20 protein-coding genes are annotated in these 22,705 nt (G+C 45.7%); 3 read left to right on the forward strand and 17 right to left on the reverse strand.

Going from position 1 to position 22,705, the window contains the following annotated elements; genetic code table 11:
- Positions 1-11: 11 nt before the first annotated feature.
- From glmS to A8708_RS33550, 9 genes are all read right to left on the reverse strand, one after another.
- Positions 12-1,841: a glutamine--fructose-6-phosphate transaminase (isomerizing) gene (glmS, locus tag A8708_RS33510; protein WP_068671240.1), complete on the reverse strand. Its 1,830-nt coding sequence runs from the start codon at positions 1,839-1,841 to the stop codon at positions 12-14.
- A 32-nt stretch (positions 1,842-1,873) separates the two neighbouring features.
- A complete protein-coding gene (locus tag A8708_RS33515; protein ID WP_068671242.1) occupies positions 1,874-3,229 on the reverse strand; it encodes a nucleotide sugar dehydrogenase in 1,356 nt (451 codons plus the stop codon).
- 31 nt (positions 3,230-3,260) lie between these two features.
- A complete protein-coding gene (locus A8708_RS33520) occupies positions 3,261-4,076 on the reverse strand; it encodes a response regulator transcription factor (RefSeq protein WP_068671244.1) in 816 nt (271 codons plus the stop codon).
- A gap of 32 nt (positions 4,077-4,108) precedes the next feature.
- Positions 4,109-5,557 carry a glycosyltransferase family 2 protein gene (locus tag A8708_RS33525; RefSeq protein ID WP_068671246.1) on the reverse strand — a complete coding sequence of 483 codons (1,449 nt, stop codon included), beginning with the start codon at positions 5,555-5,557 and terminating at the stop codon, positions 4,109-4,111.
- A 15-nt stretch (positions 5,558-5,572) separates the two neighbouring features.
- Positions 5,573-6,742: a HEAT repeat domain-containing protein gene (locus A8708_RS33530; RefSeq protein WP_068671248.1), complete on the reverse strand. Its 1,170-nt coding sequence runs from the start codon at positions 6,740-6,742 to the stop codon at positions 5,573-5,575.
- A gap of 31 nt (positions 6,743-6,773) precedes the next feature.
- Positions 6,774-8,999, reverse strand: a complete 2,226-nt coding sequence (locus A8708_RS33535; protein WP_068671250.1) for a hypothetical protein — start codon at positions 8,997-8,999, stop codon at positions 6,774-6,776.
- 372 nt (positions 9,000-9,371) lie between these two features.
- Positions 9,372-10,016 carry a peroxiredoxin-like family protein gene (locus A8708_RS33540; RefSeq protein WP_068671252.1) on the reverse strand — a complete coding sequence of 215 codons (645 nt, stop codon included), beginning with the start codon at positions 10,014-10,016 and terminating at the stop codon, positions 9,372-9,374.
- Positions 10,017-10,142: 126 nt separating this feature from the next.
- Entirely contained in the window at positions 10,143-10,835 is a 693-nt protein-coding gene (locus A8708_RS33545) for a cytochrome c biogenesis CcdA family protein (RefSeq protein WP_068671254.1), read from the reverse strand.
- 32 nt (positions 10,836-10,867) lie between these two features.
- Positions 10,868-11,119 (reverse strand): thioredoxin family protein, encoded by a 252-nt coding sequence (locus A8708_RS33550; protein ID WP_068671256.1) that lies wholly within the window; start codon positions 11,117-11,119, stop codon positions 10,868-10,870.
- Between the two features lie 188 nt (positions 11,120-11,307).
- Here A8708_RS33550 and A8708_RS33555 point away from each other — a divergent pair, with 188 nt between their 5' ends.
- Together A8708_RS33555 and A8708_RS33560 are read left to right on the forward strand one after the other, a co-directional pair.
- Positions 11,308-12,021, forward strand: a complete 714-nt coding sequence (locus A8708_RS33555) for a response regulator transcription factor (protein WP_068671257.1) — start codon at positions 11,308-11,310, stop codon at positions 12,019-12,021.
- Positions 12,018-13,052 (forward strand): sensor histidine kinase, encoded by a 1,035-nt coding sequence (locus tag A8708_RS33560; protein WP_068671259.1) that lies wholly within the window; start codon positions 12,018-12,020, stop codon positions 13,050-13,052. The genes A8708_RS33555 and A8708_RS33560 overlap by 4 nt, the downstream gene beginning before the upstream one ends.
- Positions 13,053-13,264: 212 nt before the next feature.
- On the opposite strand, the gene A8708_RS33565 is transcribed toward A8708_RS33560, so the two are convergent.
- Positions 13,265-16,534, reverse strand: a complete 3,270-nt coding sequence (locus tag A8708_RS33565) for a X2-like carbohydrate binding domain-containing protein (protein ID WP_068671261.1) — start codon at positions 16,532-16,534, stop codon at positions 13,265-13,267.
- Positions 16,535-16,896: 362 nt separating this feature from the next.
- Entirely contained in the window at positions 16,897-17,235 is a 339-nt protein-coding gene (locus A8708_RS33570; protein ID WP_239696928.1) for a hypothetical protein, read from the reverse strand.
- A gap of 34 nt (positions 17,236-17,269) precedes the next feature.
- Between A8708_RS33570 and A8708_RS33575 the strand changes: the two genes are divergently transcribed.
- Complete coding sequence (locus A8708_RS33575) at positions 17,270-17,500, forward strand: helix-turn-helix domain-containing protein (RefSeq protein ID WP_068671263.1); 231 nt, start codon at positions 17,270-17,272, stop codon at positions 17,498-17,500.
- Between the two features lie 69 nt (positions 17,501-17,569).
- On the opposite strand, the gene A8708_RS33580 is transcribed toward A8708_RS33575, so the two are convergent.
- The 6 genes from A8708_RS33580 to A8708_RS33600 form a co-directional block, all read right to left on the reverse strand.
- Entirely contained in the window at positions 17,570-18,550 is a 981-nt protein-coding gene (locus A8708_RS33580; protein ID WP_239696929.1) for a restriction endonuclease, read from the reverse strand.
- Between the two features lie 233 nt (positions 18,551-18,783).
- Complete coding sequence (locus tag A8708_RS33585) at positions 18,784-19,068, reverse strand: hypothetical protein (RefSeq protein WP_068671265.1); 285 nt, start codon at positions 19,066-19,068, stop codon at positions 18,784-18,786.
- Between the two features lie 274 nt (positions 19,069-19,342).
- Positions 19,343-19,948, reverse strand: a complete 606-nt coding sequence (locus A8708_RS33590; protein ID WP_068671267.1) for a zeta toxin family protein — start codon at positions 19,946-19,948, stop codon at positions 19,343-19,345.
- Positions 19,941-20,117 carry a hypothetical protein gene (locus A8708_RS35970; protein ID WP_167355953.1) on the reverse strand — a complete coding sequence of 59 codons (177 nt, stop codon included), beginning with the start codon at positions 20,115-20,117 and terminating at the stop codon, positions 19,941-19,943. The genes A8708_RS33590 and A8708_RS35970 overlap by 8 nt, the downstream gene beginning before the upstream one ends.
- Before the next feature lie 269 nt (positions 20,118-20,386).
- Positions 20,387-22,354 carry a DUF2075 domain-containing protein gene (locus A8708_RS33595; protein WP_068671269.1) on the reverse strand — a complete coding sequence of 656 codons (1,968 nt, stop codon included), beginning with the start codon at positions 22,352-22,354 and terminating at the stop codon, positions 20,387-20,389.
- 19 nt (positions 22,355-22,373) lie between these two features.
- Positions 22,374-22,703 carry a nucleotide pyrophosphohydrolase gene (locus tag A8708_RS33600; protein WP_068671271.1) on the reverse strand — a complete coding sequence of 110 codons (330 nt, stop codon included), beginning with the start codon at positions 22,701-22,703 and terminating at the stop codon, positions 22,374-22,376.
- Positions 22,704-22,705: the final 2 nt, after the last annotated feature.

The following is a 22,705-nucleotide window of genomic DNA, read 5'->3' on the forward strand; positions in this document are numbered from 1 at the left end:
GGTTATTCTGGTTATTCTACCGTCACGCTTTTGGCTAAGTTGCGCGGTTTATCAATATCGTTCTCTAACGCCAAGGAGGCGTAATAGGAAATTAACTGCAGCGGTACCACGGCCAATATCGGTGCCAAGAGCCCATGGGACGGCGGGATAAAGCAGATTTCATCGACCGCGTTGAGCAGCCCTACATTGCCTTCTACTGTGATCCCCATGACGTGTGCTCCGCGTGCCTTGACTTCTTTAATATTGCTCACTGTTTTCTCGTACAGATCCATCTGTGTAGCCAGCGCAATCACTGGCGTATCCTTCTCGATCAGCGCCAATGTGCCATGCTTGAGCTCTCCGGCTGCATAAGCCTCCGAGTGGATGTAAGAGATTTCTTTCAGTTTGAGAGACCCTTCAAGCGCAACGGCGTAATCCAAGCCTCTTCCGATAAAGAATAGACTCTCGGCATCCTTAATCGATTCTGCATACAACTTCACTTGGTTCGCATTCTCCAGCAGCTTCTCTACCTGCACAGGAAGTGATTTCAAGCCTTTGATCAACTCCGCGTGAAGCTCGGCAGACAGCGTCTGTCTTTCCTGTGCCAAGTAAATGCCGAACAAATAGAAAGCAAGCAACTGAGCAGTATACGCTTTGGTCGACGCTACCGCAATTTCCGGACCAGCCTTCGTCGCGATGACATAGTCCGCATCTCGCGCAACTGAGCTGGTGGGTACATTCGTAATAGCCAATACTTTGGCGCCTTGCCTTCTGCTCTCCTGCAGCGCAGCAAGCGTATCCGCCGTCTCCCCAGATTGGCTCACGACGATGACGAGCGTTCGGTCCGTGACGATCGGGTCCCGATATCGGAATTCCGATGCGATATCGCACTGCACCGGGATTCGCGTCAGCTTCTCAAGAACCGTGCCCCCGACAAGGCCAGCATGATAGGCGGTGCCGCAAGCCACGATAAAGATTTTATCCACCTGTTGAAAGGCTCCTGCTGCATGTGCCAATTCCGGGAAACTCACTTGGTTGCCATCATTGATGCGCCCAAGCATGGTACCCCGCAGCGTTAACGGCTGTTCGTGAATTTCCTTCAGCATGAAATGCTCGAACGGTCCCTTCTCCACCTGATCGGCACTCCAATCGATATGCATCAGCTTACATGTCGCCGGCAGCCCAGTCTCGATCTTCGTAATGGAGATACCGCCATGTGTAAGGATGGCCAAATCGCCATCCTCCAGAATATAGACCTCACGCGTATGCTCAATAAGCGCAGAGATGTCTGAAGCCATGAAGTATTCACCCTGACCCACGCCAATAACTAACGGACTCGCTTGTCTGACTGCAACAAGTTTATCCGGCTCATATTCCGTCATGACACCAAGGGAATAGGCCCCTTGCAGTCTCTGAATAACCGCAAGCATAGCGGTGTAAATATCGCCTTCGTAATGCTCAGCAAGCAAGTGAGCAATCACCTCAGTGTCGGTCTCTGAAGTAAAGGTGACACCTTTGTCCTCCAATTCTTGCTTGAGTTCCATATAGTTTTCCACGATGCCGTTATGCACGACCGTGAACTTACCCGACATATCCGTATGGGGATGGGAGTTGACATCCGACGGTCGGCCATGCGTCGCCCAGCGCGTATGCCCAATACCAATTGATCCTTTCAACGGCTGCTTATCCAACTGACCCGATAAATTAGCCAGACGTCCTTCCGCCTTACTAACCTTGAGCTGATCTTGCACCAAGACCGCGATCCCTGCAGAATCATACCCTCTATACTCCAGCTTGCTTAATCCGTTCAGTAGAATCGGCTGCACATCTCGCTTTCCAATATATCCCACAATGCCACACATCGTTAGTTACTCCTCTCTCTTCTAAACTAAGTCTATACGCCAACTGCGAGCCTTACTTCTTGCTGACGAATACCCGTTCCCAATTTATAAATATTGTCCCTTTGAATATCTACAAACGCGTTGCGCGTATCAATAATCGGCACATCAAGCTCCGCTAGCTCACGGTTATTGAAGATGCGGTGATTCGTGATCAACACCATGCAATCATAGTCGGCAAAAGTGGACAGATCGTAATTCACAGAGTGCACCGTATCCCCTTCTTTATCGAGAAATGAAACGGCATGGGGATCGTAATAGTCCACTTGCGCTCCGCTCTCCCGAAGAAGCTCATACAGCTCTAGTCCTGGTGATTCACGAAGATCATCCACATCCGGCTTATACGCCATGCCTAGAATAAGAATCTTCGAATTCCGAATGGATTTGGCATACATATTGAGAACCTGCGAAGCTTTATACCGAACATATTCCGGCATATTATCATTAATGGATTGCGCCAATTCGATAAACTTACTATAAAAACGGAATTCCTTGGCCTTCCACGATAAATACATCGGATCCAGCGGAATGCAGTGACCACCGATACCAGGTCCTGGATGGAACGGCATGAAGCCAAACGGCTTCGTCGACGCCGCCTTAATAACCTCCCAGACATCAATGTCCATTTTGTCGCACATCATAGCCATTTCGTTAATGAACGCAATGTTAATACTGCGGAACGTATTCTCCAGCAGCTTGGACATCTCCGCTACTTTCGGTGAGGAAACGGGTACGACGTCTTTCACGACATGGCCGTATAACGTAACACCGAGATCGATACACGATTCCGTCGTACCGCCGATTACCTTAGGCGTATTATAAGTGTTGAATTTGGGATTACCTGGATCAACCCGCTCCGGCGAGAAGCAGAGGAAGAAATCCTTCCCTACCTTAAGTCCCTGCGCTTCCAGCTCGTACTGGATAAGCTCTTCCGTCGTTCCGGGATACGTGGTGCTCTCTAAGATGATCAAAGCTCCGCGCTTGAGATTTTTCTTAATTTCCCGGACAACACTCTGAATATAAGAGGTATCGGGATCCTGGTTTTCACTAAGTGGCGTCGGTACGCAGATGGAGATTGCATCTAGCCTCTGAACCGTATGGTAGTCATCGGTCGGAATAAACCGTCCAGACTCGATCGCTTTCGCCACCTCTTCGTTCGGAACGTCTTGAATATACGATTGACCGTTTTGAAGGGACTCTACCTTCCGGAAATCGAGGTCGATACCGTATACGGTAAACCCGCCCTTCGCCATCTCCATGCAGAGAGGTAGTCCTACATAGCCGAGGCCGATGACCCCGATTTCTGCTGTTTTTGCCTGAAATTTATATTTTAATTGGTTATATGTGTTCATGATGAATCTCCCTCCTATGTTTCCTGATTTATTAGCCGAGACGGGGAACTAGCTTCTTGATTCGCCACTCCAACTCCGAAATGGAGAAAGGCTTCGTCACATAATCGGATGCGCCTAATTCGAAGGCACGATCCATGCTTTTGGGCAGCTGCTTATCTGTTAGAACGATAACTTGTCCTTCGCCGCCATGCTCCCGCTGAATCTTGTCAATCAACTGGTAGCCGTCAAGAATGGGGAGGTTCAGCTCCGTGATCACCAAGTCTGGCATTGATTTCTCAAATTTCTCAAGTGCTTCACTGCCATCCTTAGCCTCTTCTACCTTGTAACCGCCTATCTCCAACCGCAGCTTGACGAACTCTCTGCTCACTTCGTCCGGATCGGCAATAAGAATGGAAGTAATGCCTTGCTGAGCCCCATGATTCATGAAAAGGTGGATATCTCTGCTCTCCCCTTTTCCTTGGAGTGTTGTATGAAGCATCTGTGACATCGATTGTTCCGTCAACTCTCCGCTCTCAGGGAAACTAGCGACGACCATCTGACCTTCAAGCACACCTTGTTGTTCAAGGAACTCTTTGAGCACGAGCGATGCATAGTGGGTGTTAATCAGTTTTTGCCCAGAAAGAACGATCCCAAGAAGGCCGCTCCCATCCAAGTAGAAGCATTGAAGAGGTACATTGGGCTCAAAGCCACTCACATAGGATTGCATCTGATCCAGTACCCTCTGGCCCACCACTGCGCATGGCGCAAGGATCATCCCGTACGGAGCACCCCTTTCATAGGAAGCCTGAACTTTTTCTGCGACTTGCAAAATTGCTTCTTGAATCGGATCATGCGCTAATACAGCCATCTTCTCCACTCCTCTTGTCTTTGTTTCGTATTTTATTTATTAAAGTTGGTGCGGACCATCGTTCCCCACGAGTTGTTATTTCGCAGGAATTGGACATGCCCGTTTAACCTCCACCAAACACCGATTTGCCGATACCCCGCAAACATCAAGAGCGAAAACAAGATCATTTTGCTCAAATCACTAAGCTTGGGATATCGGCTGAAGGCCGTCTCTTCAATAAACAGGGCCCCCAGACTTAAGGCAAAGCAGGAAAATAAATTAACTAATGAAAAGATCACAACGGTGTGCCAATCTGTCATATTTAGCATCCAGTAGCCCAATATCGCCAACAGACCACTGAGACGGAAATACGGATTCAAGGTTTCGAAAATAATGTTATAGGGAAGTGTCAGCATGCCGAAAATTTTGTATTTCGGGCGCAGCACCATGTGAATCCCTTCCTCAATCATGTTCTTCAGATTCCCCCGCCCCCAGCGCTTGCGCTGGCTGCTTAAGATTCGGTACGAATCAGGGGCTTGCGTCCAACAGACCGCATCGGGGCAGAAGGCTACCCGGTACGGGATTTTGTTCTCCAAACAGTGACGGTGAAGCTTAATGACAATGTTCATGTCCTCACCGGGGTAGCCCCCACGGTAACCGCCAACGGCGATGACCATCTTCTTTTGAAACACGCCGAAGGCTCCTGAGATAATAATGAGGCCATTGACAGCGCTCCAGCCAATCCTGCCGCCTAGGAAAGCTTTCGTATATTCAACGTGTTGCAGTGCCGGCAGCAGCTTGCGAGGAAACTGAACATCCTTCACAATACCGTCTTCCACCTTGCAACTGTTCACGATACGAACATTACCCCCAACGGCGATCGTCTCCTCAGGGTTCTCCATGTACACCCGGGCAATCCGTGTTAAGGCATCCTTTTCAAGCAAAGAGTCTGCATCAATCGTTGAGATTAACGCATAATGGGAGAGGTTAATGCCTGCGTTTAGCGAATCGGCCTTCCCGCCATTTACTTTATCTATAAAATATAGATTGGGATACTCGGGATTATGGTACACGCCTCTGACTTTTCCGGTTTTAATGGAGCTGGAAAGCACCGGATGAATGAGTTCCATCTTGAATTCTTCAAGCATGCATGTCAAAGTCCCATCCTGTGAACCGTCGTTGACGACAATCACCTCATATTCGGCATAATTGAGCGCGAGCAGCGACCTGACGTTCTCAATGATCGTTAACTCCTCGTTATAGGCCGGCACCAAGAGGGAAACCGGCGGGAGCTGACTGGAACTGGATAGCTTATTGATCCGATTGTATTGAATTCCCCGCTTGATCGAGAATATATGCCGAATCGAAAAGCCGAAGATAAAATAATAGAGCAATGTGACGAGAACAACGTAAAAGAGCGCGGCGTAGCTGTAATAGAGCAGAAAATCCCTTAATCCATTCAGGAATGAATCCCAAATTACTTGATATCCGAAAACCCACATGTTTACGCAACCCTCCTATACGACACGATAAATACGTTTGGATTTGTGAAATATTTTGTCATAGGTATACATCAGTGTGTTATATTGCATGAGCTTATTCCAATTGTGCAGCCCCATAGACAGATGCTTGATCTCATCCTCAATCAGCTGCAGCATAAACTGACCGCGTTCGGTGACTTGGATAGCTGCCGCACTTTCACAAAGCGCCACCATACCCTCTTCGCCCATACGAAGCAGCCCCTTGCCTGACGCATACACAATGCGTTGATCGGGGTCGTTCAGACTGAAGGTCATCAGCTCGACGTAAGCTGTGTTCTTCATATCAGCCAAAGCCTCTATCGTTAATTGGCGAATGCTCAGATTGGAATGATTCAGCAGCTTGCTAACGATATTTCTAGGCAGCAGACGGGAGCTTTTCAGGTACAAATCCACCGCTTTAAGCTGAATGTCCTCTTGCTCGGCATCCATGAGACGGTAGACCGCAGAGGCCGCTGCTGGATCGGTGTAGACATTCAGTCCAATGAGCCCAATTCGAATGTAAGCCGGATTCTTATGACTTACATAGCCCGTGTACAACGAACCGGCATCCACGTCCGAATCGGCGATTATATTCACAATCAGCTCATAGTACTTCTTGTTGTGCCCAAGTAGAATCTCAACCATGGCTTGGAGCTCTTGCTGGCTGCAGGCACACTTAGCGACCGCTCGGGCGACGACAAACAGCGACGAATCGAGCGGATGCTTCTGCAACATGTCTAGTAATCCCGGAACTGCCTCCTTCACCCGCATGCATCCCAAATGATAGGCAGCATCCAGCTTTACCCGATAAGATCGGCCCTTAAATCGCTCCTGATGGTACTTCACAAGCCCTAGATCTAGACATAATTGCACCAGCTTATGTCGCTGTTCGCCGGAGAAAATTTCCATCATATCATTCAGCTTCTCCTGCATGGCCTCTCTTTCCACCGCGTTCATCGTCCAGGGAGGAACCCTTAACGGCTCCACCCCATCCAGATTAGCTTGCACATACGTCAGATAATCCTTGAACTTCGTCTGGAATCGATCGTTCATCCTTCTCCTTCTAATACTTCGCACCTTAATGGCATAAATGATAACCACACAGATGAGATTAAAAGCCAAAATAATATATAACGCTTGTATGGCTGCATTCAGATTGGTGTACACGCCTGCACTCTCCTCATTTTCAGCTCCCCGGTTAATCGTTAGTCGTTATGGGGCCATTGATCTTATGCAACGCCTCTTTCAACATGTAGTAACTTTGTTTCGGCCGTTCCACGTAGTTCACCTTATCCTCCCAGCCCTGCCAGGTGTATAGCGGCATAGCGGACACTGCTACTTGCTTCGCCGTAGCCGAGTTTTCCTGACCGACGATTTGGTTTTGCTTTACAATCCAAGGAACTAGGCGAACGCCTTTCACGTGCGTCATTTCAAATTTATTTTTGTTTGGCTGAGTGTAGTTGATAACGCTCAAAGAGCTTGGATCGCTGAATCCCAGCAGCATCCACGGGATGCGGATTTCGAGCACCTGCCCTTGAACCTGCCACATCGTCTTCGAATTGTAATCGGGACGCGCTGGATCGCTGTAGCCTCTTTCTAAAATGCCAACCTCCACATCCCCGAAAGGGTGGTTCACCCGGGAGTCGGGATATTCCAGCAGATAATTGACTGCTAGCTTCCAAGGTTTGAAAATCCCCGAATCATCCAACTTCTCCTTCGGATCGACCGCCGGCAGTCCGGCACGCTCATAAAGCCGCGCATGAATATCGTAATTGGAAGCAATCGTCATGCGGCTTCGAGTGTCATCTGACAGCTGAATTAATGTTTCCAACCCTTCATCAAGCACCATGCCGTGAAGCTCTGGTCCATGTCGATTGCCGCCAGGCAGCGTATCTACCCCGAAATTGATGCTTTCCGTCGATGGGTCGAACGGCTCAGAAAGCTTCGCTTCCAAGTAAAGGTAACCCTCGTCATGCGTGGCCCAGATCTCCTCAAAGCCGGAAGCTTGTATATCGAGCTTCGTCTTATCCTTCAATTTGTCCCAATCCGCAGCGTCCCCATCAATGTGAATCGCTTCGTCTTTGCCCGGGAACATGCCGAGCACCCCGAAGAAAGACTCATTCGTCAGCGTGTTATACCAGTACGCCCGGCGATCCGCTTCATCGTAGCGTTGTGTGTTCCACGTCTTCTTGAACCATTCATCCTGCCATGTGAACAAAATTGCACCTGCATAGCCAGAATCGTGAATCTGCCCGAGTAATTCTACATCGATCTCTCCCTGCCCCTTCTCGCTATGACCACCTTGATTGCGGCCAAGCGTGCCTAAGTGGGCTACACCTAAGGAAGCCGGTACGCCGTATTCAGTGACCATCACCGGCATATTCGAGTGCGCTGCCTTTAACTTATTCAGGTAGGTATAGTAACTATCCGGCTCCCCCTTGCTATTGGTCATTTCCTGGAACGACTTATCAAAGGCGAAGAAATCTGGATAGTATGGATACACATGATACGAGGCAAAATAGCCCGCTTCCCAATTCACCGCCTCAATATGCGTTGGATCGACACTGACCATATCCTCTTCAACGAGCGGTTCGCCCGGATGCGCAATCGGATCTGTCGTTACCCAATTGGCGAAGGCCATAGGATGCTGCCAACCATACTGAATCTCCGTTTGCGCCGCCGTGTCGACCATCAAGGCCAGCCACTTCTCAAAAGCGTTCGCTCCCGGTGTACTGCTGAAGTATTTCCCCGCGTAGTCCGGGGTGTCCGCATGCAATTCATTGGTCCCCTTCACCATCTTGGGATCCCATTCCGTCCCAACAATCCAGCCCATGAGATATGGACCTGCATTATATTTATAGGCACCGCCCGCTTTGCCCGAGTGAGGCTCGGGTGTGAGCGTGGTTTTGCCATAAACCGCCGCAACCGCGTCTTTAATCTCTTGCTCGAATTTCTCCTTGATCTTGGGATCGAAGGCATCCTGCCCTTCAATCAGTTGTTCCTCGGGGCTCCATACGCCCTGAAGGAAGAACAGCGGATCCTTCTGATGTTTCATGTTGTACTTGGAGAGCGCCTCGTAAAACTCGGGCATCATAATCGTATACACCCGAATCACATTCGCTCCCATGTCCTGAATCATGCCAAACCATCTCTCATACTCATCTTCGGAAATGGCCAGTTCACCTGGATAATGTCCGGGGATCGTCGCCCCCATATTAATTCCCTTGGCGAAATATGGCTGCCAGGCATCATTCGTGTATTCTTCAACATTCATTCCTTGTGTCTTAAACTTCACATGTATGCCGTCAGCCAGCGTCGTACTTTCAATTCTGACCAGAAGCGGACGCAGCCAATAATAAAACGCACCAGCTACAATCACGAGCACAAGACCTAATCTCACCAACAATTTGAGCCACTTGCCCATCCTATTCACCTTCAATAATTTGCTGAGTTCTTCTGTCTATTGCCATGGTACGACAGGAAAGTGCAATTGTCTGTTTTCAAAGTGTTAAACATTGTGATCAAATTTAGAGGGTTGTGTTCGTGATTTGAATTGTGTTATCAGAGGTTTAAAAAATTGTGATCGAAATGTTAAAAGGGGATAAGATTGTGTAAATGGGGAGATATGGGAGAAGTGAGGGGGATTTTGGCGGATGTTGGGGGAGTGTATTTAAAAGGATCATTTTTCGGCAAAATAAAACTCTACTATGTGAAGCGAACTCTATAAGTCTTAACAGACGAAGACCCATGCGTCTTCGTCGCATGGGTCTTCGTCTAAATTCGAGTCGATAGCAGCTCACAACTTTCTTAACTCAACCAGAATATCCTCTGGCTCCAAACGCTTCATAAAATCTGGGTTGACGTACGCGGAACGGATAATGCCAGACTCGTCGATCATGAATGTGGAAGGAATAGGGAGTATCCACCTCTCAGTTGCGTTATATTCTGCAAGATTCAGCTTGAACAGGTTCGTCATGGTCTCCTGAATGTAAGACGGTACGTCGTACAGAATATTGTAAAAGGCGGCCACTAGACCGTTCGTATCGCTCAGTACTTGGAACTGCAGTTCTTCCTTCTCCTGATGGGAAAGCGTGTTATCTGGGCTTTGTGGGCTAACGGCGATGAGCCTGGCACCTAGCGCTTCAATCTCCGGCAGCACTCTCTGATATGCCCGGAGCTGCGAGTTGCAGTACGGGCACCAGCCGCCACGGTAGAAGGTGAGAACGACAGGACCTTTGGCCAATTCATCGTACAAGTGAATGGGGACGCCCATCGAGTTTTTCAGCGTAAAGTCCTTCGCCTTCTGCCCTTCCTGCAGGCCGTATTGTACTCCCGACTCCTGTTGCTCTCGGATCGAACGAAACATCGCAGCCTGAACTTCTGCTGGCGAATGGGCGATAAACTGTTGTTTCATTTCTTCTAGCGTTTGATTTAATGACATGAATAATTCTCCTCCTATTATATATAACAATAAATTCTTCAGTGTTCTCACTCATTCTTAGTTTTCCAATGTGGACACCTGTCTTGTTCCAAGTGTATCAGCACACGAAGCAGTTTTCCAAGGCAATTATTTAATAAACCCAATAATCAAAAAAACAATACCAATTACGATTGAGAGGTAGCCCGCAATTTTTTTTACAGGACCGCCCCATTTTGCCAATTTGCGTAGAATAGTAATGGAAAAGACTGCAACAGCTGCGAGTACCACGCCCTTCCCTAACGTATAAGTAGTCATGAGCAACGCTCCGTGAAGCGGACTTCCCTGAAGTGCAATATAGCTAATTAGAGCAAAAAAGATGGGAATTGCACAGGGCGAAATGACAAGTCCATAAGGAATCCCTAGTCTGAAAGCGGCCACGGTGCCTTGTGGGCCTTCTGGGCGGCTCAAGGGCTTTTGGAAAGTTGGCATTGCGAATGAAATGACACCCAGCAACTGCAGCCCAGCCAATATGTCAAAGAGGGGCGGAACCCAGTTTAGTAAACGATATTTCTCAACAAAGGGCAGGAACTGTTGGCCGAGCAAAGCGAATATCAAACCAGTTATCAGTGAAGTGACAACCATACCCAAGATAAAGTTGATGGATATCCGAATGGCCTTTCTTTTATCACCGGCTGCTCCTCTCTGGACATAACCCGCAAACATGGCAAGCACAGGCAAATAGCATGCCAAAACCGCGCTCACGATTCCAACGACGAACACAAGGATATAGGTAGGGCCGGAAATTCCGCCTGTAATCGTAAAATGATATAAATCTTCCATTAGTTTCTCCTTTGATCTAGTAGATTTTCTTCCTAATTGAGCAATTCGAATACACGATCACGAAGCTTAGGCAATGAAGGTAAAGAGCCAAATTCAGCTTTCCCATTGATGAGAATCGCTCCAGCGCTGAAAATGTTCAATTCCTGGAGACGTTCAAACTGTTCGACCACATGTAACTCGCGAATCTCAATTTGCGGAAATTCCACCGCTACTTGCTTAACTAGCTTTAACGCTTTTTGACAAATCGAACACCCCGGTCCAGCTGATACAACCTCAATTAACAAAGGAACTCCTCCTTCTTTTCATTCTGTTAAACACCCTCCATGCAAAAGGAAGATATGCTTTGATTATAAGGGTCGAGCTGTTAAATCCTTGTTAAGTAAGCTCCGAAAGAAGCGATTATTATCCTCGCATCTCGCATCGCAAAAATGGGAGTGGTATGCTATTGTCATAAAAGGAAGGGAGTGGTATTATGCGAATCCTCATTGTTGAAGATGAGGAGGACCTTTCACGTGCATTAGCCAAGGGCTTAAAGCGGGAAGGTTATGCAGTGGACAGCGCTGTTGATGGGCTTACAGGATGGGAGTTGGCAGATACCAATGAATATGATGTGATTCTCCTCGACATCAACCTTCCGGAGCTGGATGGCATTTCACTTTGTCAACGAATTCGCCAGTCATCACACCATAACGATGTTTTTATCCTCATGTTGACAGCGCGCAGCCATCCGGACGAGGTGGAAGAAGGGCTCGATTCAGGTGCAGACGACTACCTCCGCAAACCCTTTGTGTTCAATGAATTGCTTGCCCGCATACGGGCGCTCCTTCGCCGGAGTTCTTCCGTGAAAAGCCCTGTCTTGCAGTTCGAGCAGCTTACCCTTGATTCGAAAACGAAGGAAGTCTGGTTCGAGAATGTGCTTATTTCATTGACGAAAAAAGAATTCGGTTTGCTCGAATATCTGATGCTGCATCCCGGCGAGGTCATTTCATCTGAAAGGCTTCTTGAGCACGTTTGGGATATCCATGCGGACCCACTTACCTCAACGGTCCGGGTTCACATCAATTCCTTGCGCAGAAAGCTCTCGCACCATGATCCAGAGGCAGGAGAAAGGTATATTCAAACCGTTCAAGGTTATGGATATAAATGGGCTCTGCGCACAGCTGAAAAGAAAGAGGAAACGAAATGAGACGATGGAACCGTCTTTCACTGCGTTCAAGATTGACGCTGTTTGCTATTCTTTTTTTGGCGATAATGATTATTCTATATGCAGCTATAGAGTCTTTTTTCTCCGCTTACAGGATTGTATCAGAGATACAGGGGCGAATCATAAGCTTGCTTGTAGCTTTAGCAGGCATGGTTCTCAGCGCGCAATGGCTCGCAGTGATTATCCTGAAGCCTGTGAAACGGATGAGCGAAACCGCTGCAGGTATAACGGCAACCACCCTGCACAATCGATTAGAGATTGACCAACTACATGATGAATTGAAGAAGCTCGGGACCGCATTTAATACGATGCTAGATGGTTTGGAACACTCTTTTAAACAGCAGGCTCGGTTTGTTTCCGCCGCCGCGCATGAATTAAGAACACCACTTTCCATCCTGCGCACGAATCTTGAAGTGGCCGGAGACAGCACTGGTATTGATCCAAGTGAATGGAGAGATTACAGGGAGACAACGGAGCGGACGCTTTCGCGACTAGAGTCATTAACGGAGGATTTGCTACTGCTGGCTGACGGAACGTACGATCGGACGCATGATGAGCACAATGTTGTAGAGCTTGCCACCATTCTTGCAGATGCAACTTCATTTATGGAACCGATGGCAGTCAAATACGGAGTGACGCTTCATCTGACGGAGCCCTTCTCTGGTTCGGTTAAGGGGGAAGAAAGCTTCTTATTCCTGGTCTTTCGAAACCTGCTGGACAACGCTATCCGGTATAATCGGCCAAATGGGAGCGTTACGCTGCAGGTTTTGCATGAAGATGAACGGGTTGTGGTTCGGGTTTCGGATACGGGGAAGGGAATATCTCCTACATCCAGGGAACTGGTTTTTGAGCGGTTTTATCGAATCGACTCATCTCGGGCGCGTAGGCATGGCGGGGCTGGTCTTGGTCTGTCGATAGTCCGCCATTTACTTGCATTATTCCAGGGGACCGTTGAACTGGAGACAAGTTCCGAGTCAGGAAGTGTGTTTAAGGTCACATTGATCCGGGGTTAAGAATACATAATTAGGGCTTGTTGTACAAGTCCCTTTTTCTGTTAGGGATCGTCTAGCAAATAGCGATTCAAAGGTATTGCTTCAATCATTCTAGAACAATTCCATCAACATCAACACAATTTCATTAAAATTTTCACTAATAAAAAAGGGCTGCCCGTCTATCGCCAGATGACGATAAATGGACAACCCAGACTACAACTGCTTCATCTCATTCAGTTAATCAACCCTGACATTTGCAGCAGGCGCTGCACAAGCGTTGATATCTCCGCGCGGGACACTGCCTCTTTCGGCGCCAGATTGCTGCCGTCGCGGCCAGTCACGAGTCCGGCTTTCAGCATATCCGTGACACTACTCGCCGCCCAGTCCGCCAGCATGGCGCTGTCTGTGAAGTCGCTCACCGATGGCGTCCAAGCGGTTACTGGTTTCAGCTTCGTAATCTTCATCGCCTGGGCGATCACGACCATGGCCTGCTCGCGTGTAATGCTCTCTTGCGGACGGAACGTACCGTCCTCGAATCCGCTAATCAAGCCATATGAATGTGCCGTCTGCACAGCTCCGCTAAACCAATCACTGCTCTTCACATCTTTGAACGGCGATGTAGCGCTGTTTTCCAACTTCAATCCGAGCGCCCTTACCATGGCCGCTGCAAATTCCACACGAGTCATGCTTTGATTCGGGTTAAACAAGCCGTTGCCCACTCCATTCACGATCATCCGCGAACCCAGATTATTGACAGCTTCCTGCGCCCAGTGCGTCTCTACATCTTTAAATGTAATCGGATGATAGATCAGCGTATAAAGGCTGTTCGTCAAGCTGTTGACTATGGCGTAATATTTGCCATCAATCTTCACGACCTGCGTTGGCACATGGCGCGTTACGCCTTGCGGGTCTACGACAATCGCTGTCGTAATCTTCGATGCGTCTACATCGTCTGGGATCGCGATCGTACGCTCCACATACGAGTCGAACTTGGAAATCTCAAACGAATTGCCGTTGTAGATACCGCGAACCGTAAACTTCAACGGTGGCAGCACGATGCTGAATTCTTCCGCTTTCGCTGCGTTCGGTACGATTGATTCTTCCAACGTCGAAGGTTTGGCGATTTCGATCTGGATCTTGATATCTGACAGCTTCACGTCTTGTCCATACTGTGCCAAGATCGCATCGATATCGATCTGCTCAGCTGGAATCATGTACGTAGCACCGTCGGTTTTGATCTCGAGTATCGCTTGCTTCTTCTCCAAATTGCTGATCATTTGCCCGTTCAGCTCACCTACCACTACATCCGATGTTGTCGTGATAGGGATCGTAATGATTGCTTTTGGTCCGGCTGTGTTCAACCGCTCTTCCAGCTTAACTGGGTCGATGGCGACCGTAGTGACCTTCTGCCCATCCACCGTCGTCATCGACGCCGTGCCGATTTGCTCGGCTTTGCCGTTCACGAGTACGATTACGCCGGTATCCGGCGTACTGCCGCCAGTACCTGTCGAATTATCGACAGGGCTAAACGGCCGAGCGTTCAGTTCATTCGATGCCAAGCTTTCACCCGAGCTGTTCGTCGCTTTCACGATGTAGTAATATGTGGTTTCGTTCGTCAATCCACTGAACGTATAGCTATACACCTCGCCTGATACGGTAATCGGCGTGGCGCTTTCGTACGTACCCGATGCTGCTGCTTGGTACAAGTTGTATCCTGTCGCTCCGCTTACTGGGCTCCATCCCAAAGTCACTTGCCGGTCAGCCGGTACTGCCGACTGCAGCACTGGAGCGTCCGGAGCTGGAATAACGGTCGAATCAACCACCGTGATCGTATAGGTCTGCGGCGCACCAGCGCTGAAATTGAACGTCAGCGTCTTCGTGCCGTGCGGCAAGCTCGCCAAGTACGTGCTGTTCAGCGTGACTGTGTTGCTATTGACGCTGTACTGTTCTCCCGAGACTAGAGCGGTCGATCCATCGGAGATGTTGTCCAGTGTATTTCCATAGGTAGCCATCGTTATGCTTAACGGCGACTGCAGCGTAATGTTTTTATCAAATGTGCCGGATTCCGGCGTAATCTTGCTGTTTTGCGGGCCGGACGTATCGATAATCGATAGCGTCAGCGTCCGAGGCGTACTGATGCCAAAATTGAACGTCAGCGTCTTAGTTCCAAGCGGCAGCTGGTTCAAGTACGAGCTATTAATCGTCACTGTTTTCCCATTTACCGTATAATCCGTTCCCGATACAAGAGGTGTAGTATCATCCGTGATACTTGTCAATCCTAATCCGTTCGCCGACAACGTCACCGCAACAGGCTCTGGCAGATTTTTATCAAATTCCGCCGTAGTCGGGCTAATGGTTCGCAGTTCTGACGAGTAGAATTGCACTTTGAGTGATTGACTTCTATATGCGAAATACATGTCATTATTATGGATGGCCATATCAAATTGAGCGTTAGAGATCGGCAATACGTCGCTTTCTGCTACCCATTCGGAACCGTCGTACCGCTTTAAGAGGATACCGTTATTCCCTTTCAAATAAGATGCATATAACGTTCCATTTGAAGCGGTCATGACCGGATATCCTTCGCTTGGACCGTCACTCAGACCATTATCCGCAGCTGCCCAGGAGGAACCATTGTATTTTTGAGACTTAATTCGCCCAGAGTCCGCCCAGATCGCAAAAAGCCCGCTATCCGTCGCCCGTATGCTTGGATTCGCCAAGAGGCTTGCGCTAAGACCGCCATTGTCGACAAACTGCCAGCCGCTGCTCTCCAAACTTTTGACTCGAACATGCGTAAAATCTTGCAGCCAACCTACATATAACTTGTTATTATAAACATCAGCAGAAATCGAGGCGTGCAAATAGCCCAGTGTGCTGCCCAGCGATGCGCCGCCGTCGGCAGATACCCAGGTACCACCCACTAATTTTTTGGCGCGAATTTGGGAACTGCCAGACTTCGTTTCAGCCCAAAATGCGTGGAGAACGCCGTTAAAGCTTATCATAAATGCACCATCTGCGTATTCATCGGGGTTGTAGTTCAATCGGTCTCCGCCGTCCGCCCATGACCAACTGTTATTTTCGTACTTTTTCACCCGTAGTTTGGATTCAAATTCATATTCTGACCAGTAGGCATATAAAGCGCCGTCGTGTACAACCAGTTTAGGGTGAGAATTAATGACGACATTAACGTATTCTGAAGGTGATTGAAGACCTGAGCCAGAGATATCGACCCATGTCGAGCCGTTATACTTGTAGACCTTTACTACATCCCCTTCCTGTCCTATAGACTTCACTGTTAAATATAAATCGTTGTTGTATTCCGTTATATCGGGTACAAACACCCCATTTAACTGCTCTACGGCACCTTCGAGCGGTGCGAATATGAACGAAGCCGACGCTCGCTGTCCCCCAAACGGAATGAGCACCCCGAAGGCTAAAATAACGCATACTAGCAGTGAAACCCATCTTCCTCCAAATCGAGTAACTTTCCCCTTTAATCCCATTGCTGACAACCATCCTCTGACGTTATTTTTCAGTTTTTATTCATGTACCCCCCCTCCTTAGGACTACATTTTAACCTAATATTATCCATCTTTCGTTTTTATTCGACATAATTTGCGGGATTCCCTTCTAAAAAGTTACTAAAACTAAATGTTCTACCTTCGAGATATCTAATTCTAAGGTGAGTTTGGATTCACTTCTCGGTAGGGCAATGTAAAGGGGCACAGTTGAAGATGGAGCATACAAAATAAAAGCAGCCAAGGAAGGGTTTGTGAACCTTCGTTGGCTGTTAAACTTTTATCGTGCTATCCATAGTTTCCCAAATGAGGATGAGAGTAGAATACTCCTAATCTCTCCGAACAAGTTATGTTTGAAGTGAATTAAACTTTCTTTCCAATAAACTCTTTTCTAACCTGATATGCAGTAATTCAGTATTTAGGTCCTGACCTATCTGATGAATCGCGGTTACAATATCTTCTGCCGTTAGAATATGAATAGGATCTACCTTATCAGATACATACTTTAAAATAACTTCAATACAGTCGTTACATACTCCGATTCTTTGAATGAGTGTATCTTCTTCTACAGCAAATCCATCGTATTTACTCTCTATATCTTGAATAACAATCCTCTCCTCATTGTTACTTATATGCGTACCAGCAATAGAAATATTATATGGTACGTTATTGCGTATAGTCAACATTAATTATGCTTCCTCAAAGGTGGCTCTACAAAACATGGCAAAAAAAATAGTGGTTAAGATTGCGAACCTAACCAAACAACATAAGATATCCTTACGTGAATTATCTAGGTTATCTGATGTAAGACATGCAGCATTAAGTGAGTTATCCAATGGGAAAAGGGAAAATGTAAATTTTTCTCATATTGTTAGGATTGCTGAAGCTTTGAATATTGAGGATATACGGGAGATTATTGATCTTGTCGAGGATGAGCAAGAAGATGGGTAGTTCCGCGTACAAAATATAAGCCTACTTGAGTCTGACTAAACTCGAGTAGGCTTTATTAGTTTTATATCATTAAACAGATCTCGTCTGCCTACACTTAGGAAATGTGGAACAACCTAAGAACGGTTTCCCCTCTCTCCCTTTCCTCGTAACCATAGGAGAGCCACAGGTACATATTGCTTCTTTGGTAGCTGAGACTTGCGCTTGAGATCTTTGCACTTCGTTTTGAACTGTATCCTTCACTGCTTGTGCCTTTTTCTTCTTATTTGTTGGCTGCCATTTTTCCCATGATTTCAATTTCTGCTCGACAAGTGCCCCATGCCAATAATCAACTTTGAATTGCTCAGCTTCTTTCTTCGCTGGTTCCGTTAAATCCGAAGTAGTAACTAGTAGCGATAAAATACAATCATGATTCCTTTTAGCTCCGACCAGTTCCCGCACAGTTTGTACACCAACAGTGTTATGGTTTGCATAGCATTTGGCTTGAACGGCTGTCTTCTCACCACGTTGGTCAATAATGACAAGATCCACGCCACCATCCTTACCGCCTATACCAACTTCCTTAACCTCATAGCCTTTATCTCGAAAATACAACGCAAGCAATCGTTCGAACTCCGCTCCCGATAAGCTATCCAGTGAGCTACTTAAAATTTCTTGATCCGATCTATTTTGTGTAGAAGAGTGTGGTCGTTGCACCTTGGTGCTGCTAGATTTCACTTTCGTTTTTCTGACTCTCCCCTTTTTCTTGCTAGGAAGTAGGGCAACTACAACACCCAGTGCGACAGCTGAGATTATCATTCCTATAATCATTCCTGTAACAGTCCAGTCTTTAACGAATACCTTTATTTCATCAAATTTCTCGGAGCTTGTAAATAGAATAAATACAGCTCCAATGAACCAGACTAGTGTCGCAAGCTTCTCATGTAACCACTTACTTAAGAATCGATAATAAAGTAATGCTCCTATAAATGTAAATAGTGCAATACACATGGCAATGAAATAAAATGGGGCAACAAAACTTTGAATTGCCAATTGAGACAGTTCGTTATTCATAAGTAATTCCTTTCCAATCTTAAGTAGGTTAGCAGTCTTCTAAATGGATAAATTCTACAATAAGTTACATAAATCCTTCCAATTTGTAATATAGAAAAAACACCCTGAAATTGGGTGCTCCTGAGCTCCTCGGAAATAATCTCTTCCAAGAATTTATCCAATATAGGCCACTTAGCCAAAAACACTTATTATACGCAAAAAGCGTTGGCACTTCCCTGGCCAACGCTTCTTACTTATTTTCTCTTATAGGATTTCTCCCAATTTCTAAGAATTCTTTCTTTCGAAAATTTTGACTGAAGTCTTGCATTCGTTTCCCACTCGAGAATGGCCTTTTCTTTTGACTGATAAAACCTATAATCACAAATATTCCAGGAACAAAATAACTTTCTGTAAGATCTGCCATTTTCGACATTCCCTGCATGTCGTCTTACAGCTTTGGCAGCTTGACGCTTAGCCCACCTGGTTCCTGGAGAAGTGTGATCGGTACATACTGGTGATTTTTTATAACTTCTGCTCATTGGTCTAACCTCCTTGGGGGAAGTTAGAGGCCGTCCAGCTTCTTCATCTGCTCACCTCTTTCATTTTCTTGTTTTAACTATATATACTGAGCTACTGTGAATTATGTTTCTGTACAGATTCCAATAACTTGGAAAAAAAACTTCCCCACTTGTGGGTTCTCATACAGACTGTTTATGGGATAATGACTGTTTATGCCATAACTCCTAAATGGAGGTTATTACCTATTTAAGATCAGATTAATCCGACTTTTAAATAAAGAAAGAACAGCCCTATCTATATGAGCTGTTCTTTCTGAGGTTCAATACTTTGTATAATACATTCAATCCATGAAGGAATAGAATCAGACCGATACGTTATTAACCCATTGTCGGCGCCCAAAATAATTCTTCCCTCGGCTAGACTGTTATCAATTATGATTAAATGATCAATTAAATCAAGATGAGATAGTAAATTTTGAATCGATGTTTGATGCCGCCTTATAATATCTTCAGATGGAATATGATGTCCACCATTTTTGACCCGCACTGCCACTCTCTCAAGATTCAAATGATAATCGCCAAGACCGACATAAAACATTGTCACTTCGAACCCATTGGCCTTAGCATCACGCATCAGTCGAATGGCATTCCCTCCAGCCAGTGTAGTTTCAACTGAAAAATCCCGTCTGTTTCGAATACAATCCTTGGCCAATTTAATGGCTTCTTTCCCTGCAGATATCTTGCGACTTTCAGGATGCATCGAGTCGATTCCCCTCGCTAGAGCATCTGGATCAATATTCACACTTATTCCGAGCCGATCAACAATAAGGTTCCGAATTGTACTTTTCCCACTGCCGTTGTTCCCAGCAAAAATGTAAAAAATCGGTGATAATTCATGCATGTGGGGGATCCTGCGCAGTAACCGGGATAACATGACCATCATTGTATTCCTTTACAATCTTACCCTCTACATTTTTATAAACAATGTATGTCTCGTTAGCCTTAGCATCCAGTTTTGCTCGATCACCTGTGAGTTTGATAAATTTTTGAAGATCTTTAATGTGATTCATGTTTTCACCCTTCCTACAACTAAGAATCAACTAAACATTTCATTTATTATAGCATATATGAACTTATCGTTTCTCAAGCGTCAATAATAACCTTATAAACCCTAATTGTTCAAAATAATTCTAATAACGAAAATAAAATAATCTGACCCCTGATGAGCACAGGAATCAGCTTTTAGCCAATCCAGCAGCGCCGAGTTGCAGCCCTTGCGCGGCGGATAGACCACGATCACGTCAGGTCGGATGACCTCGGCAGGTCCTGCGGCCAAGCATCATAAGTCTGTATTGTCCATAATTGACTGATATCCCATACTCTCCTCAGCAGCTAGCAACAACCCCCCCGTATAAGGCATGTACACTAACTCTTGTTTCTTCTTCATCCTCTGTGATAAATAGGCATTCAGCTCCGGGTCCACACAGTAAACGTAGCATCCCTTTTGCCCTCTAGTCATTAAAGTACGATATGTATTCTTAATGATCTGATCAGCTATTCCTATCGCACGATCCTTGTCTTCCTTATACATTTTCTTAAATCCCGAAAGTGACTTATCCGTCTTTGCACGCTTAAACGGATCTGTTATTAATACGCCATTCACATAGCGTAAGTCTTCTCCGATAATGACACCAACATAATTAAATTCAAGCCCTTGTGAAGTATGAATGCAGCCAGCTTGTTCCACCGATTCTGGATCAATAGCCCACGTTGTCGTATTATCCAAGTTCCAACTTATATTAAAATCATGCTCTGCAATAGCTATGTCGTGAATATCACTATTACTTTTCCCGTTGGATTTCCAATCCCAACAGTAACCTGCAACAATTCTTGCTTTATTATCAATTTGATTCTTCTCAATTATTTGTCTTCTGAGTTCGTTAGGGTCATCGAAGATTTGAAAATCATATTCAAAATCAAACCCATCAAAATTGGCTGTTTTACGAATGCCTAATACATCATCCAACCAAGCTAAATAACCATCTGAACCATTGCAGCGAAATTGCGATTCTAATTCCATCTCAATTATTTCTGCATCATACTCTTCGGCAAACCATTTTATATGTTCCTTGTTGCCTATATCATGGATTGAAATCTTTTGATACTCATCGATAAAAAAGACAGAAAACTTAGAGGCATGAATGATTTCTTTCATTTGGTTTTCGCCTTTATTCTTGAAAAGCCCTGACTTTTCATTCAGCCTATGTGCTTCATCCACAATTAATACATCAAGTTCATTATGTAATGATTCATAATACACGCCAGATCCCTTAAACATATTATTGATATATGATTTCTTATGGTTTCCTTGGAGTTTCTTGGTGTACACTTCTCTAGGTGCGCTGTTTTTAGTCACATATTGACATAAGAGTCCGCGAGAAGTGAGCTCAACTAGAAGGTTAATTCCAAGAACAGATTTGCCAGTTCCCGGTCCTCCCTCAACGATAAGCACTTGCTTCTTATTGCTAGTTTGAGCTTCAACAGCCATTTGAATAGCTGTTTCATAGACGACTTTTTGCTCGTCGATCATCGTAAACTCATCATTGCCATCTAACATTCCCACTAAGGCGTCTTGCAGTGATTTTGATGGTTTGATTTTCCCATGTTCAATAAGATACAACAGTTTCTTGCGATCAGTTTTCTTAATATAAAGAGAAATAAAGCCCCTTAGCTTTAAGGCATCTCCTTTAGTAAAAATGGGGGCTTCACTAACATATTTTTCGTACTGCTCATTAGTTAGCGGATCATTGATTGGCTTCACATAGTTATGCAAATAAGCACAAGGGTAAATAGAGATTTGCTCGTTCCTTACCGACTCATTATATTCTGTGATTAACTTGGCATAGGACCAGGCCTGATAGGATGGATGTGTTGTTTCCCTTAAACGACGACCAAGATACGTTTGCACAATGCCATCCTTTTTATCAACACTACTTAAATTCTGCCATTGTTTTAACTCAATGATGACGACTGAACTCTGATTATCTGCATCTAATCCAGTGAGTATGAAGTCTATTCTTCTAGAGTTAGCAGGAACTTTATACTCAATTGCAATTGTAATATCATCTGGAATATCTGTCGTATTAAGTACTTTATACATATAATTCATTGAATTATTCCAAGAGTTAATCTCACTAGCAGAAGTTCCACCAATCTTTTCTACTAATACATCATGAATTTTTACCGCGATACTATCCTCAGTCACATGATGCATAAACTCTTCCTTGGTAGCCTCATAAATAATCATAGAATAACTCCCTCTATTCTCATTCCTCAGTATACTTCTTAGATGTACCTTTGAATTTCTCAATGGGATACTTCTCGGCATTTTTCTTCAATTTATGTGATATGGCTTGTTCGACGTCAATCTCTAGTTCATGAGCTATCATAAGGGCATAAATGAGTACATCAGCCAGTTCATCTTGTATCTGCTCTTTATTTCTATCTACAGCTTCGCCGCTTTCTTTCCATTGGAAATTCTCAAGTAGTTCACTTGCCTCCAAGGTTAGCGAAATAGCTAAATCCTTAGCGTTATGGAATTGCTTCCAATCTCTCTCATCGCGAAATTCAATTATTTTCTTTATAATAGCATCCATAT

Origin of the sequence: Paenibacillus oryzisoli, from assembly GCF_001653565.1 — a bacterium.
GTDB lineage: Bacteria > Bacillota > Bacilli > Paenibacillales > NBRC-103111 > Paenibacillus_E > Paenibacillus_E oryzisoli.

Excerpts from the sequence above, each read along its gene's own strand:
- glmS (WP_068671240.1), bottom strand. The coding sequence starts at position 1,841 with ATGTGTGGCATTGTGGGATATATTGGAAAGCGAGATGTGCAGCCGATT.
- A8708_RS33515 (WP_068671242.1), bottom strand. The coding sequence starts at position 3,229 with ATGAACACATATAACCAATTAAAATATAAATTTCAGGCAAAAACAGCA.
- A8708_RS33520 (WP_068671244.1), bottom strand. The coding sequence starts at position 4,076 with ATGGCTGTATTAGCGCATGATCCGATTCAAGAAGCAATTTTGCAAGTC.
- A8708_RS33525 (WP_068671246.1), bottom strand. The coding sequence starts at position 5,557 with ATGTGGGTTTTCGGATATCAAGTAATTTGGGATTCATTCCTGAATGGA.
- A8708_RS33535 (WP_068671250.1), bottom strand. The coding sequence starts at position 8,999 with ATGGGCAAGTGGCTCAAATTGTTGGTGAGATTAGGTCTTGTGCTCGTG.
- A8708_RS33540 (WP_068671252.1), bottom strand. The coding sequence starts at position 10,016 with ATGTCATTAAATCAAACGCTAGAAGAAATGAAACAACAGTTTATCGCC.
- A8708_RS33545 (WP_068671254.1), bottom strand. The coding sequence starts at position 10,835 with ATGGAAGATTTATATCATTTTACGATTACAGGCGGAATTTCCGGCCCT.
- A8708_RS33555 (WP_068671257.1), top strand. The coding sequence starts at position 11,308 with ATGCGAATCCTCATTGTTGAAGATGAGGAGGACCTTTCACGTGCATTA.
- A8708_RS33560 (WP_068671259.1), top strand. The coding sequence starts at position 12,018 with ATGAGACGATGGAACCGTCTTTCACTGCGTTCAAGATTGACGCTGTTT.
- A8708_RS33565 (WP_068671261.1), bottom strand. The coding sequence starts at position 16,534 with ATGGGATTAAAGGGGAAAGTTACTCGATTTGGAGGAAGATGGGTTTCA.
- A8708_RS33570 (WP_239696928.1), bottom strand. The coding sequence starts at position 17,235 with ATGTTGACTATACGCAATAACGTACCATATAATATTTCTATTGCTGGT.
- A8708_RS33575 (WP_068671263.1), top strand. The coding sequence starts at position 17,270 with ATGGCAAAAAAAATAGTGGTTAAGATTGCGAACCTAACCAAACAACAT.
- A8708_RS33580 (WP_239696929.1), bottom strand. The coding sequence starts at position 18,550 with ATGAATAACGAACTGTCTCAATTGGCAATTCAAAGTTTTGTTGCCCCA.
- A8708_RS33585 (WP_068671265.1), bottom strand. The coding sequence starts at position 19,068 with ATGAGCAGAAGTTATAAAAAATCACCAGTATGTACCGATCACACTTCT.
- A8708_RS33590 (WP_068671267.1), bottom strand. The coding sequence starts at position 19,948 with ATGCATGAATTATCACCGATTTTTTACATTTTTGCTGGGAACAACGGC.
- A8708_RS35970 (WP_167355953.1), bottom strand. The coding sequence starts at position 20,117 with ATGAATCACATTAAAGATCTTCAAAAATTTATCAAACTCACAGGTGAT.
- A8708_RS33595 (WP_068671269.1), bottom strand. The coding sequence starts at position 22,354 with ATGATTATTTATGAGGCTACCAAGGAAGAGTTTATGCATCATGTGACT.
- A8708_RS33600 (WP_068671271.1), bottom strand. The coding sequence starts at position 22,703 with ATGGATGCTATTATAAAGAAAATAATTGAATTTCGCGATGAGAGAGAT.